Annotated in this window: 10 protein-coding genes and 1 pseudogene; 4 read left to right on the forward strand and 7 right to left on the reverse strand. The window is 50.9% G+C overall.

The window, feature by feature from the left end:
* The first annotated feature begins 175 nt into the window (after positions 1-175).
* Positions 176-841 (forward strand): helix-turn-helix transcriptional regulator, encoded by a 666-nt coding sequence (locus AB9P05_RS15575; RefSeq protein WP_371909752.1) that lies wholly within the window; start codon positions 176-178, stop codon positions 839-841.
* Between the two features lie 207 nt (positions 842-1048).
* Here AB9P05_RS15575 and AB9P05_RS15580 read toward each other — a convergent pair whose 3' ends face one another.
* The 4 genes and pseudogenes from AB9P05_RS15580 to AB9P05_RS15595 form a co-directional block, all read right to left on the reverse strand.
* On the reverse strand, positions 1049-1915 hold the full coding sequence (locus AB9P05_RS15580; protein WP_371909753.1) for a hypothetical protein: 867 nt from the start codon (positions 1913-1915) through the stop codon (positions 1049-1051).
* Positions 1916-3175: 1260 nt separating this feature from the next.
* A complete protein-coding gene (locus AB9P05_RS15585) occupies positions 3176-4228 on the reverse strand; it encodes a DNA polymerase beta superfamily protein (RefSeq protein ID WP_371909754.1) in 1053 nt (350 codons plus the stop codon).
* Positions 4225-4979: pseudogene (locus tag AB9P05_RS15590) on the reverse strand (DNA polymerase beta superfamily protein). The gene AB9P05_RS15585 and the pseudogene AB9P05_RS15590 overlap by 4 nt, the downstream one beginning before the upstream one ends.
* A gap of 327 nt (positions 4980-5306) precedes the next feature.
* On the reverse strand, positions 5307-6824 hold the full coding sequence (locus AB9P05_RS15595) for a TROVE domain-containing protein (protein WP_371909755.1): 1518 nt from the start codon (positions 6822-6824) through the stop codon (positions 5307-5309).
* A gap of 99 nt (positions 6825-6923) precedes the next feature.
* Between AB9P05_RS15595 and AB9P05_RS15600 the strand changes: the two genes are divergently transcribed.
* The gene (locus tag AB9P05_RS15600; RefSeq protein ID WP_371909756.1) at positions 6924-8681 is read left to right on the forward strand and encodes a WYL domain-containing protein; all 1758 of its coding nucleotides are present in this window, start codon (positions 6924-6926) and stop codon (positions 8679-8681) included.
* 107 nt (positions 8682-8788) lie between these two features.
* Positions 8789-9814: a hypothetical protein gene (locus AB9P05_RS15605; RefSeq protein ID WP_371909757.1), complete on the forward strand. Its 1026-nt coding sequence runs from the start codon at positions 8789-8791 to the stop codon at positions 9812-9814.
* Positions 9815-9822: 8 nt separating this feature from the next.
* On the opposite strand, the gene AB9P05_RS15610 is transcribed toward AB9P05_RS15605, so the two are convergent.
* The 3 genes from AB9P05_RS15610 to AB9P05_RS15620 all read right to left on the reverse strand — a co-directional run bounded on the left by AB9P05_RS15610 (position 9823) and on the right by AB9P05_RS15620 (position 13081).
* Entirely contained in the window at positions 9823-10776 is a 954-nt protein-coding gene (locus tag AB9P05_RS15610) for a DUF2027 domain-containing protein (protein ID WP_371909758.1), read from the reverse strand.
* A 72-nt stretch (positions 10777-10848) separates the two neighbouring features.
* Positions 10849-11694, reverse strand: a complete 846-nt coding sequence (locus AB9P05_RS15615; RefSeq protein WP_371909759.1) for a DUF2279 domain-containing protein — start codon at positions 11692-11694, stop codon at positions 10849-10851.
* A 76-nt stretch (positions 11695-11770) separates the two neighbouring features.
* Positions 11771-13081 carry a deoxyribodipyrimidine photo-lyase gene (locus tag AB9P05_RS15620; protein ID WP_371909760.1) on the reverse strand — a complete coding sequence of 437 codons (1311 nt, stop codon included), beginning with the start codon at positions 13079-13081 and terminating at the stop codon, positions 11771-11773.
* Positions 13082-13179: 98 nt separating this feature from the next.
* On the opposite strand from AB9P05_RS15620, the gene AB9P05_RS15625 reads away from it, so the two are divergent.
* On the forward strand, positions 13180-13341 hold the full coding sequence (locus AB9P05_RS15625) for a pinensin family lanthipeptide (RefSeq protein WP_371909761.1): 162 nt from the start codon (positions 13180-13182) through the stop codon (positions 13339-13341).
* Positions 13342-13417: the final 76 nt, after the last annotated feature.

The raw sequence follows: 13417 nt of genomic DNA on the forward strand, positions 1-13417 counted from the left end.
AATGCCGGGCTTTTTATTCAAAAGAATGCTTTTATTCTCTTAGTGATGGTTGCATCTGTCAATGGCTTAGGTCATTGAGACAGGCGCCATCATAAAGCACGCATAAAGTTTGGAGAAAAGGACTTACTCATGCGACATTGCCTTCACATTCTTTAATTGAACCTAAAGACACAACATGAAAGCAGTACACTACCCCATCCTTTTCAAATACGCCCGACAGAGCATGGGCCTGAACCAGAGGGAGATGGCCGAGCGCCTTCGCGTACACCAAAGCACCATAAGTAAGATAGAAAGCGGCAGGCATTGCCCCCACAGAGGTACCATGATGGGCCTTGCGCGCCTGACCGGCCTCTCCATGCACCTGCTCACCCAAAGGGCAGCACACCATACCCGGCAGCAGGAATCAAACACAACCACCCCGGCCAACCGCCCCGCCATCAGGTTTAAACCCGCAGACCTGCAGGTCGCCCGGTTTCGCCAAAGCGAGCTGCGTAACAAGCTGAAGACCAACCTCTACCTGAAAGAAAAAGCCCTGCAAAGGCTACAGGCCCAGCGCTATATGCATGATCTGGCAGAGACTAATGCCCTGCAAATACTCAGTGAAGCACAGGAGATTACCAGTCACCTCCAACAGAATAATGCTCCCCCCGCCCTGCTGGCTACAGCCCGTAAAACACAACACGAGGCCGCCAGCCACCTGGCCCTTCTTCGAAAAAAAGCCATCCGAATACCCCCAGCCTACAAACTACTGCTTATGGAGGCAGAAGTGAGGCAGCTAAAAGCGAGAATAGAGGTACTTAGATTGGATAATGGGGAAGTAATACCGGTTGTCAACCGTTAAATAGCACCAGTCCCCGTCGTATGACGGGGCCCCCATCTGCAAGCACCACCCACAAGCTAAGCACCAAAATTCCCCTCCTGAGTCCAGGAGGGGGGGAATAAAAACGCGAAGGCGTGTTTTATTTCGGGGTGGCCCGCATACGGGAGGTCCGACTATCGGGGTCCTACTATCGCTAGGCCTACTACCTATGGTCCAACAATCCGTCTTTCAAAACCCATGCAGAATGTAGCATAAGAGCCCCACCAGTCCCATCGGGACGATGCCTTTGTAGCCAATAGAACCGATGAAAATCCTAAGTGCCGTAGGCACGCAGCCAACCAGCCTCTGTTCCGGTGAGGTCTGTCGCCAGGGTATTTTTAACCCCTCATCGCCTGCCCCTAACACCATAACGGTCCCATCGGAACCTCGCCTTTGTAGCCCATAGGCACGCAACCCATCCACCCCTCTGTCCCTATCCACAGAGGCCCCACCATTAGCCGGTAAATTCGATCCAACCCCATCACCCCCTGCCACTAGTTCCTCCTCATATACCGTCACATTTCCTGCTGCATCTGCCGCTTCCACCCGTACCGATACCCCATTCACCAAATCCACATCCCTTTCCAGGTTATAAGCATACACCTCATTCGCTATCAGCTCAATGCACTCACCACTTTCCAAGACAGCACCCCTGCCATCCATCACCGTCACCTGCAAAGAACAAATGCCAAAATCATCAGACCCATACACCTCCAGCACCTCACCCGCCTTCCCCGTAAACCCCTCTGCTACCACCTTTTCCACCACCGGCGCATACATATAGTCCCTCACCGCCACGTTCTGCCACGAAATAAAGCCCTCCGCTGCCGCCGCATACTTCGCAAACAGCCCATCATCCTCCTTCACCCGCTTGCTATACGCCGTCGCCTCCCTGAATCGCCTGTGATGCGCCTTTTGCTTCTCACTCAGAGGCCTCGATGATGTGGCCGGCCGGGCAGACACAATCGTCCTGCCCGCCCGCTGCCGGTACACAATCGCGCCCCGCACCATACCTCGCGCCCCTTCTATCCATGGATTATTCTCTATGACAGCCATTCTTTCCTCAGCTTTTATTTCATGTTTATTGCTGTCAAAATTAACCCTTCATGCATTCCCCCCACTTTTCAGGTAAGCATATCCACTTTTGTTACAAGAATATAAATTCAAGAGAGGCACCTGTAAATAGCATATATTCAATACCGCACCCTTTCTTACCCTCTGCCCATCCTGTGGGTATCCCGTGGGTATCCTATAAGCATAAGAGCATAACCTATGTGGAGATGTATATATAACTATTTCATGAAACAGAAAACAAGCTACCTCAACTCCCACCCCAACCATCCTATATGATCACCCCATGTACCTTCCCGATTAAAAGGCAATTCAGCCATCACAACCCAGGCGCCTGCGCCATCGAGTAAAGAAACCACTAAATCATTGAAACCACCCCTTCCTGTAGAGGCGCGATTCATCGCGCCTTGTTCCGTCTGGCAAGAAATCAGGGAAGGGTCACAAAACCCAAAAATGCTCGTCAGCCGCCCGTCTGCAAGCATAGCCCACAAGCTAGGCGGTAAAATTCCTCCTTAGCTACCGCGGAGTTGCACTCCGCGAGGCGTCGTCTGGCTCTTTGCCCGGAGGTAGCTCCTATCCCCACTAGCCTAACAGGCGCATAGTCCACAAGCTAAGCACCAAGCTCCCCTCCTGAGTCCAGGAGAGGTCCGACTTTCGCTGGGCCGACTTTCGGAGGTCCTTGCAGAATGTATCTCCATGCAGTCAGATACGGCAACTTCTAATTCTGTCCCCGCCGGTATGTCGGTCCAACCCTGGCCTAACAGGCGCACAGCCCAAGCTAAGCACCAAAATTCCCCTCCTGAGTCCAGGAGGGGGGAAATAAAAACGCGAAGGCGTGTTTTATTTCGGGATGGTCCGACTTTCGGTGGCCCGCATACGGGAGGTCCGGCATTCCGGAGCTCCGGCTATCGCTGGGCCCGCCATCGGATGTCCGACAACCCAGCTTCCAAAACCCTGCAGAATGTAGCAATAGAGCCCCCCTCCAGTCCCCGTCGTATGACGGGGCCCCCATCGGTGAGGGACCCTGTTGGGAATTGCTAAAACTTAACCTATCATCTCTACACTAAAACCGTGGAATTGTCCCATCGGGACCCCGCCTTTGTAGCTCCATCGGGGTTTTGTAGCCAATGGAACCAAAGAAAACCCCGAGTGCCGTAGGCACGCAGCCCACCAGCCTGTTCCGGTGAGGTTTGTCGCCAGGGTATTTTCAAGCCTTCAGCCCATAACCCAAAGCCCACGCCGGCCCTATCCGTAAAGAGCGGCTCTGCAGTTGGCCAATAGGTGAGAAACCTCCTTCTGATCCAGGTTATTAGGTAGCCGTGAATCCTCGAAGCCCTTTTTTATATCATGCAGTTCTTTTTCTGCCATGTCCATAAGCGTGTCATATTCATAGCGGCCTGACTTTATATCCAGTAAAAAGTCCCTGTCAGGCCTCTTTACCCTCAAAACACCCTCCCTGGCTATCTCCCCGGCCATTTTTAAAAGCCGGAACGTATGCATCATATTTTTCGCATCGTAGTTCTTACCATGCGTCAGCGTATTTTTATACCGGGCCTCATTTCGTTTCTTCACCCATTCCCAGTAAGCCTTATACTCCCTGCAGTGTGCAGAAAAGGCAGGCTGGTTAAAAAACATATGGGCCGCAGGCTTTTCCCCTTTTTCTATCATGCTCAATGCCACATCCGTAGCCTCTTCATTTCTGATTATCCCCTTATAGGCACCCTCCCTGTTTATGTAAAGCGCATACATATTTATCATATGATCCATAGCTGCCAGCCCGGCCTGTTGCTGGCTTAGGTCATGATCACTGAGCCACTCTGGTAGCGGTATTGCATGGCCCCCGGAGATAATGTAGCAAAATTCCGTCACAGGCTTTCGTTTGCTGTCTACCGGGTTCAGCACCTTCTTATTCAGCCCCCGCGCCTTCCTTATTTGCGACATGGCATAGCCGGCAAAGGTGTTCTCGCACTGTTTTGACAGAAAATTCTCCACATGAAAATCATCCATACGCTCATCACGATAAAGCACACACCCCTCCGGAGTCGCTAATAACTCCAGCGCCGTAGGGTTACTTTTCAGCAATAACTCCGTGAAGCGGCCTATCTCATAATACACTACATCGTTAGACTCATTCGCCACCTGGGGTATATACTCCAGGCCATAGAACCCCTCCCGGGGCATATAAAATACCCCCCGGATGTCCGTATCCGACTGCGGCCTGTCTAATCCATAAGCACGGCTGCCGCTGATGCATTCCATCAGCAGCAGTCCCCGCTCCTTTATCTCATCTATCGTCATCGTCCTCGTATCATATGCTCAAGTACCCTGTTCAGCGGTTCTGTTGGTCCTGCTTGGGCAGGTATGTTGTTTGCCTCCCTTTCACACTCCCTGTACATCGAGGCTATTACATGGTGCAGCTTACTGTCGATCACAGTAGAAAATGCTTCCTTCTCAGAAGCCTTCACCAACATAAGCCACTCAAGCTCAGCCTGTGCATGATCATCCTCCAGCAGGTAAAGAAGCTTACCCATTTCCATAGGAGGAATGGATTGATGCCGCATAATGTACCGTGCCGCCAAAGTACACCGGGCATAATAAAAAAATGATTTGAGATTTACAGAATGTGAAGGGTGGCAAGACCCTGCAAAACGGCGACACAGCCCCAGGTAGTGATTTATGCCTGCACGGGGATTAAAATACCCTGGAGCCAGCTCCCAAAGCAGTTCCCTAAAATCCCCTTTCTGCTTATAGATCACAGGAGATTGCAGCTTCTCAAAACCGACCCATTAGATTTGCGAAGCAACTGCAGGGATTTTCGCAGCTCCCAACCCACCAGGTCCAGATCGCCACACAGTAGGTTCAGGGAGTCTTTAGGCGAATCCAGTTTCAGGTAGTCCTCACAGGGCAGCACATAGAAAAACCGTACGTCATAGTCGCTGTCAGCAGAGGGAAAGCCCCAGCCTCTTGAACCCGTCTCACAGGCATACAGTATGCTTACACCCGCCTGTTCTTCTATTTCATTGAGCTTATTCAGGATCAGTGAGTTCATATCAGATCTTTATTTAAAAAGAGAAAAAGCAGGCAACAAGCCCGGAGAGCCTTTACACTGCGTGCTATAATTACACCATGGCACCAGGCCAGCGGGACTTACACCCGCACTACAGTCGGGACTGAAGTATCTCTCCGGTACGGCACTGCTTTTTCTCTGATCATTAAAATATAGCGGGCTACGGCTACGGCATGTATATATGGCTTCCCTATGAAGTAACACGCCGCTACGGCACCGCTAGTAACCTACCAGCCGGGCTACATGCGGTAAGGGTAATAGCGATTTAAAGTCGAAGTATCCCTTACCTACGGCACCGGCCGGATTTTATTAAAGCGTCACACCCTCAATCATATCAAGCGTTTCGCCACCATTTTCTAAATGGTCCAGCACCTCAAACACCTTATCAGACCACCCGGCTATCAGGTATACATCCTTCTGTGGCAGACGTACCGGTGATTGTCCATAGCCAGCCAGGTCAAACACATACAGCTTCGCAGCCGGGTTCATACGCTTATAATGAATCCATGCCCGGTTAAGGCTACCCTTATTACCCGTACTGTCCCACAGTTGGCAGTCAGTAAACACCATCACCTTATCCACCACATGCCGGTTTTTCGTCAGGTCAGTTAGTGCCAGGTGGCCGTTAGTCGCATAGCCCACTGTATTAGCTATCCGCGTCATTTCAACCGTATTACCCAGTATAGGCTCCGCAGGTAATGTCACCGCTTTATAGTTCGTACCGAATACCCCCGAGACCACATACTGGCACTTAGCCTTAAGCATCATGCTCATCATAAGGCCCACGTCATACAGCATCACCTTCGACCGGCGCGACACCGGCATATACATACTGCCGGACACGTCCGAAGCAATGGCCACCCGCGTATCTGGCCCGAAGCCCTCCATAAAACCTATGCTTTGCACCACCGCCCTTTCCAGTGCCTGCAGCACCATCCCCGTATAACCCGAAGGGTGGTCACGTACCTCCTTGTAAGCGGCCAGGTAGCGGAAAGGTAACTGCCGTGCGCGGCTTACCCTATCAGGGTCCGCCAGGCGAGTACACACCACATCCACATATTCTCCTGAGATATTGGCGTTAAGCATATTCCTCAGATTACGCATCATAGCCATATAGCCCAGCGCATCATTAGCAATCAGCTCCTCCCACTTGTCCGTAAAGGCAAGCTTTTTATCCTCTTCAGAGATATATACCTCAGACCCCAGCGCCGAGAGTTCCGTCTCCCAGGTATAAGGTGTGGCCAGTTCATCAGCCGCCAGCTTATCCAGAACCTCCTGCTGCCCGGCGGTAGCCGCCTTAGGGTGCACCAGGAAGAGCGCATCACGCAGGCGTACTTCCGTCGCACGATCATACTTGGCCAGTTGATACTCACTGAATTTCATAAAGGCCCGGGCCAGCCCCTTTTGCACCTGCTTCGACAGGCGGTTTAGCTTTTTTACCCCTTCGCGGCCGTTTGCCATCTGGTAGTACGCCAGTAGCTCCGTAATCTCGTCTGCCCGTTGCACCACCTTTTCCACAGTCCGGCTCACCAGGTTGTCCCCCCGGTGTATCATCGCCAGCTCGGCCACCAGCACCAGCGGCATACTGCGCAGGTGCATTTCCGTACGTGCATACACAGCCAGCTTGGCCACAAATTCCGGATCATTTGCTGCGATTAGCTCCCTGACCCGGAGTACACGCTGCTCGTCACCTTCATAAAAAGTATGAGACAGCGAGCTTGTCACCACTGCCGTGTACAGTTCCATCTGAGGATCCATTTTCCACGCCGGCGCACCTTCATGGTTAAGTATCTTTTTTATCCGGCTGGTCAGTTTGTTAAATCGCATGACGTTTTTCCGTTTGAGTATGATACAAAGGTGGCAGGGTACTGCGCAGTCTTTTTGCGTAGTTGAAATAAATCAGATATTTTTTGAGAAAAATTTGTCATGCCTGTCAATAGAAATGCCCTCATACGCTACCGTACCATTGATACTTGTCTGCGTAACCGGTTCAGAAAGTGGACCTTAGATGACCTGATTGAAGCCTGCTCAGATGCTTTGTACGAGTACGAGGGAATAGATAAGGGCGTGAGCCGTCGCACCGTGCAGATGGATATACAGATGATGCGTAGCGATAAGCTCGGTTATAATGCTCCCATAGAAGTATCAGAGAAGAAATATTATACCTATGCGGACCCGGAGTACAGCATCACAAATAACCCCCTTACTGATCAGGACCTGGACAGGCTGACTGAGGTGGTAGACATATTACGCCAGTTCAAGGGATTTGCCCATTTTCGTGAGCTTACCGGCATGGTGCAGCGCCTTGAAGACAGGATACACACGGCTAAGACCAGCCTGCCCTCCGTCATAGACCTGGAAAAGAATGAAAACCTGAAGGGGCTGGAGCACCTGGATACCCTGTATCAGGCCATTCTCAAAAAGCAGGTAATGTACCTTACCTATCAGTCCTTTAAAGCCAGAGAACCACAAAGCTTTCATTTTCACCCCTACCTGCTCAAGGAGTACCGCAACCGCTGGTTTGTACTGGGTAAAAGGAAGCAGAAAAGCCCCATCCTCACCCTGGCCCTGGACAGGATTGAGGGGCTGGAAGTCGCTCCGGATAAACCCTATTTGGAAAACGGAGATACCGACCTCAGCCATTACTACCGTAATGTACTGGGCGTGACCGTGCAGGAGGGGCGCTCTCCCGAAGAGGTGCTGCTCTTCATAGATAAAGAGAATGCCCCCTATGTGCTCACCAAACCCATACACCACTCCCAGGAGCTGGTAGAGTCAGGGCCCGATGGGGTGATCATTCGTCTGCTGGTACAGCATAATTTTGAGCTGGAGCGCGAGATACTTGGCTTTGGAGATTACATGAAAGTGTTGCAGCCTGAGAGGCTACGCAGAAGAATACAACAGAAACTGCAGGACGCCACCGCCCAGTATGAGAGTGAAATGAGCCTGAAGGAGCTGGGCATGAGTAATAAGCGAATCAACAGGCTGGGCTACACCGTGCTCGATAGTGTGTACAGCCAGAAGGAAGTAAGACGCATGCGCTCCATGATAGGGCGTGCCATTGAGGCCATGGGCAAAAACCTTGATGAGGTACATGCCCTGCGAAATCTGCTACAGGAAATACCTAAGCTCAAAGAGGTGGTTTTTAACACCAACCTTATCAAGGTACTCCATGAAGTGATGGGAGGGAGGTGCTTCCTTGTAAAAGCGACCTACTTTAATAAAGCTGAAAACAATGACTGGTATGTGACCTGGCACCAGGACGTCCCCATAGCGGTAAAGGAAAAAGTGGCCTCGGATCAATTTTACGGATGGACAAAAAAGTCCGGCTTTCACAGCGTATGCCCTCCACCCGAAGTATTAAAAAATATGCTGGCCCTTCGTATTCACCTCGATGATACTAAAAAGGCCAACGGAGCGCTCAGAGTCATACCCAAAAGCCACTATCATGTACTGAATGATGATGAAATAGCCCAACTGCGCAACCTGGACGATGCCATATGGATAGAAGTAGCCAAAGGCGGGGTACATATCATGCGCCCCCTGGTTGTTCATGCAAGTAAAAAGAATGCAGAAAAGTCGCCACGCCGGGTGATTCACCTGGAGTTTGCCACCTGCGAACTGCCCGATGGTGCCGAATGGGCCTATCGCCATCAATGGCACATGCCGGAAAGCAGCAGGTAATATTATCACGGATTTAAGGGAGGCGGGGAAATAGAATACCTGCTATTTTACATCCGATAATTTAGATAAATTACCATACCGGGATCGAAAGCTAAATCACCACCGCCATGTTCAATCTGGATATACTTGAGATTGCCATAGGGCTTATATTCATCTACCTCCTATTCAGTATGCTCGTCACCCTGCTGAACGAGTATATCAATGCCCTGTTAAAGCTTCGTGGAGAGAACCTCTACAAGGCGATACTCAACATGTTGAATAGTGAAATGGTGGAGAAGTTCTATAACCATCACCTCATCAAATCTCTAAGCAAGAACAGGAAAAAGCGTCCTTCATATATCAGCCCCGGGGTGTTTGCCAAGGTCATAATGGACCTGATGGCTGAGGAAAAAGCCAACGAAAATAAAGGGACGGGTAGTATCCTAAAGGCTAATTTGAAGGACATTGTCAGCGCCAAAATATTTGATCAGTCCTCAGTAATGAAACTGCTGAAGTCATTTGCTGAAGAGGTGAACTACGACGCCAATCGCTTTGCCGTCAAGCTGGAGGCCTGGTTTGAAGAGGTGATGGACCGTGCCAAAGGCTGGTATGTGCGTAAGATTCGCCGCGTGACCCTCGTCGTCAGCATCGTGGTAGCCATTGCCTTTAATGTGGACTCCATAAGGGCGTACCGGGCCCTTTCGGAAAATGCCGACCTCCGTACGGATATTGTGGGGATGGCGTCAGACTTTCTTGCCGAAAATCCCGACGGGGCAGCAGGAAATACAGCCTCGGATATCAGGTACGAGGCAGCCAGAGACTCACTGGTCAGTTTCTATGCCAGAGAAATTTCGCCTGTAAATAACATGTTCAATTTCGGCTATGGTGATGAACAGTTAACCTACATAGGTAAGCATCCGTTTTCAGCCTTTCTCGGGTGGATTCTCACGGCCTTTGCCATATCCCTTGGGGCACCCTTCTGGTTTGATATTCTCAACAAGGTCATGAGCCTGCGCTCCGCCCTGAAGCCTAAGTCAAAGGATGAGGAGGGAAATCCGAACACCATACCGCCGGATATGCCCCCTTCTACTATCAGTTCCGTAGTGCCCCCCGGCACCCCGGATGCGACCGTCTCACCGGATTCTGCCTCTTAGCCAGCCGGTTATTTTATCTGTACACGCGTGGCACCATACCCGAACTTGTCTTTCATGGTGTCTTCGAAATACTTGATGTTTTTCAGCGTGGAAAGCTTCTTCTGGATGGCGTTTTTGAGAGTGCCGTTGCCCAGGCCGTGTATAAAGGTAATTTCGTCCTTACCCGCCACGATAGCCTTGTCCAGCATATCCTCAAAGGTGCTCAACTGCAGTTCAAGCATCTGGCGGTTGCTCATATTGTCCTTGTCATTCGTAAGAGCCTCTATATGCAGGTCCACCTTTTCCGGTACCCGCAGCGGTTCAGAACGGGCAGGCTCTGAGGAGCTGCCTGTAAACAGGCTGTCTTTCAGCTTGCCTGCGTCCACCGGCTTTATCTCCGCATCCAGTTGGATCAGGTAAGCCTCCTTTTCAATCACCGGTGACGGCCGCTTACTTTTGAAGAACGTATTTGCCTTAAAGCGGACGCGCTTGAACATCGGGTCCTTCGGCGTAAAGTTTCCTGTCTGGTGAAATATGGCCTGTATGAGAAAAATAGGCCACTTATCGAAGCGCGAAAGCTCGTACTCCGAAAACTTAAGCTGGCCCCTGCCCGACAGTATCGCACAACGCAGGCCGCTGATGTTTCCGTCTTTTTCTTCCGACAGACTAATCGCGATGTCGTAATCCGTGTTATTGATCAGGTAAGCCGCTACCACCTTATCATTCACCTCCGGAAAAGCAAGGTATAGCCCGCTCTCCGCACGAACCTTCGGTGCAGCTTTAGCCGTTTCCGGTTCTTTTTTAGGCTTTATCGACCCAAAGTACTCATCCTCCTGTGAAGAGATCACCACCAGCTCCCTCTTAAGCACAGGAATCTGAAAGCCGTCCTCGATCTCTACTTCTACCAGTGCATTAGGCAGAAAGCGCACTACTATGCCCTCCTCGCTGCCTTTCATCATTCTTACGCGATCTCCGATATTCATATGCAGGATTGTTTTCAGTCAAAAAAAGGAAAATAAAGCCACAATACCCTCCGGAAGGATATTTAATACGGCTCAAAAGAACAGAAAATGAAATTTAGCCCCTTCCACACTGTTAAGCTCCAGCGCAGGAGCCGGTATTTTGATCAGGTCTGCCAGGTATAGTAACGTGTTAAGCACCTTACTATCCCCCTTCCAGTAGCGGAAATTAATGCCGGGTGACAAATAATATTGCCGGTAGCTTTCATAGCCAGCCGCCCTGTTTTCCCTATCCCTTGCATACACCATGCCCCCCGCACCATAGCCAGCATCCACCGTAAGCCAGCCCGGCCAGCCACTGTCCCCTGCCAGCTTCGCTATGTCAAACGAAACCCAGTACGTCTGCCCGTTATAGTCCTTCAGCCATTCCTCCCCAGGGCCCTCACCCAGCACCCCCGGCCGTAGCGGGGCCAGCCCGCTGCGGGTAAAACTAAACTTCGGCACCATCCGCTGCTCCCCCCAGCCCCTTTGCTGTCCGTAAAAGAATAGCGCCCCCCCTGCGTCCGCCAGCAGATCCCCAACTGAAGCCCCATAGTCCGGCGAAAAGCCATCCAGCACCTCTATGGGTACCAGTATCAGAAAGCCCGTAAGGCTGGCGTACAGGGCCGTTTTGTCACCGGCACGCGAAGGCCATATCTGGTATAAGCCATGAGAAAAGACGTAGCCCGCATAAAAATGCCCCGCCTTATCCATCTGCTTCCACTGCGGATTATCATTGAAGAAATGAAAAGAAGTCGTTTCCCCATCATACCATGAGGCAGACAGGTAGCCCATTGTCGCTGTGTACCCCACTCCCGCAGCCAGCAGCATTGCTTCGCTTCCACGGCGTAGGGTATCCGTCTCAGCCACCGGCTGCGACCGGGAGGGTAGGGCAGAGGCCAAAAAGGTGATAATGATTAACAGGCAGCGGACCATCCCGCAAAAATAGCCCGGTACCGCAGGAAAACAATGAATCCCCTCAATCCTTCACTGCCCGGCTATACACTTCTATGCACCGCTCGCGTGCAGCCTTATGGTCCACTATCGGGTCCGGGTAGTCATCCGTGCCGTATTCCGGTACATAGCGGCGCACATACCTGCGGTCTTTATCAAATTTATCCAGTTGAGAGGTAGGGTTAAATATCCGGAAGTAAGGCTGTGCGTCTACCCCCGAGCCTGCTGCCCATTGCCAGCCCCCGTTATTAGAGGCCAGTTCGAAATCCAGCAATTTACGCGCAAACCAGGCCTCCCCCCAGCGCCAGTCTATCAACAGGTGCTTGGTCAGAAAGCTTGCCGTAACCATACGCACCCGGTTATGCATGTAGCCCGTTTCTGCCAGTTGCCGCATGCCCGCATCCACCAGCGGATAGCCCGTTTTACCTTCCCGCCATTTCTCAAACTCCTCCTCATTATTCCGCCACTCTATCCGGTCATATTTAGCCTTGAAGGCATTGTCCGTCACTTCTGGAAAGTTATACAGGATCATCTGGTAAAACTCCCGCCAGATCAGCTCATTCAGGTACGTGTCATTAAGCTCCAGTGCCTTTTTCACCAGTGTCCGGATACCTATTGTCCCATGCCGCAGATGGATTCCCAGGCGGCTCGTACTGTCCTTGTTACCCGGGTAATCGCGGGTTTTATCATACGTTTTTATGATACCTTCATCCGCATCAGCCGGAGGAATGTCCATTGATGAGCGCGTAAAGCCTAGTTCCTCAAGCGTAGGGATACTTTCCTCCACAGGCCCATACCAGTTTTTATAGCGAAGAGCAGATGGAAAAGGCTCCACCTCCGTTTGCTCCAGCTTCTTCATCCAGGTACGCATATAGGGAGTAAAGACCTTATAAGGCTCATTATTGCCCGTTAAAACCTCCTCCTTCTCAAATATCACCTGGTCCTTGAATGTATTGAACTCAATGCCCTTGTCCGCCAGTAGCTTTTGTACCGCACCATCCCTCTCTTTGGCATAGGGCTCATAATCCCTGTTCGTGTACACTGCCGCCACATCATAAGTCTGCGTAAGCTCCTTCCATACCTCTGCCGGTTTGCCATAATACACCCGCAGGCCACCCCCTTTTTCTTTCAGCTTATCGTGCATTTCGGTGAGCCTGTCATGCAGGAAAGTAACCCGTGCATCATCCTCATCCTCCAGCTCATCCAGTATGTGCTTATCAAAAATAAATACCGGCAATACCGGCTTATTTTCCTGTAGCGCATAGTAAAGACCGGCATTATCCTGTAGCCTCAGGTCCCGGCGAAACCAAAATACATTAAGAGATTTATCTGACATGATTGAATAAAAATATCCTTACAGGAATGTTTAAACCAAGTATGGTTTTTCAGTTAAAAAATTAACTTATGAGTATCATTTTCAATAATTACTAAACTATGAAAAAGTTAAAGATCGAAAACCTGAAACTCAAAAGCTTTGTAACCGACATGCCCGGAAAGGTAAGCGTCCGGGCGCGTGGAGGAGCCTTACGGGCCAACTCTGATATACGCAATTGCTCCGCACTTGATGCGTGTGAGACAGCCCTGCAATGCGGCTGATTTTCTGCAGCGTAAAAAACAACAACGCCCGTGGCAAAGCTGCCACGGGCGTTGTTAATAATGATTTTCTCTCTTT

Origin of the sequence: Roseivirga sp. BDSF3-8, from assembly GCF_041449215.1 — a bacterium.
GTDB lineage: Bacteria > Bacteroidota > Bacteroidia > Cytophagales > Cyclobacteriaceae > JBGNFV01.

Excerpts from the sequence above, each read along its gene's own strand:
- AB9P05_RS15580 (WP_371909753.1), bottom strand. The coding sequence starts at position 1,915 with ATGGCTGTCATAGAGAATAATCCATGGATAGAAGGGGCGCGAGGTATG.
- AB9P05_RS15625 (WP_371909761.1), top strand. The coding sequence starts at position 13,180 with ATGAAAAAGTTAAAGATCGAAAACCTGAAACTCAAAAGCTTTGTAACC.
- AB9P05_RS15595 (WP_371909755.1), bottom strand. The coding sequence starts at position 6,824 with ATGCGATTTAACAAACTGACCAGCCGGATAAAAAAGATACTTAACCAT.
- AB9P05_RS15620 (WP_371909760.1), bottom strand. The coding sequence starts at position 13,081 with ATGTCAGATAAATCTCTTAATGTATTTTGGTTTCGCCGGGACCTGAGG.
- AB9P05_RS15575 (WP_371909752.1), top strand. The coding sequence starts at position 176 with ATGAAAGCAGTACACTACCCCATCCTTTTCAAATACGCCCGACAGAGC.
- AB9P05_RS15605 (WP_371909757.1), top strand. The coding sequence starts at position 8,789 with ATGTTCAATCTGGATATACTTGAGATTGCCATAGGGCTTATATTCATC.
- AB9P05_RS15585 (WP_371909754.1), bottom strand. The coding sequence starts at position 4,228 with ATGACGATAGATGAGATAAAGGAGCGGGGACTGCTGCTGATGGAATGC.
- AB9P05_RS15600 (WP_371909756.1), top strand. The coding sequence starts at position 6,924 with ATGCCTGTCAATAGAAATGCCCTCATACGCTACCGTACCATTGATACT.
- AB9P05_RS15610 (WP_371909758.1), bottom strand. The coding sequence starts at position 10,776 with ATGAATATCGGAGATCGCGTAAGAATGATGAAAGGCAGCGAGGAGGGC.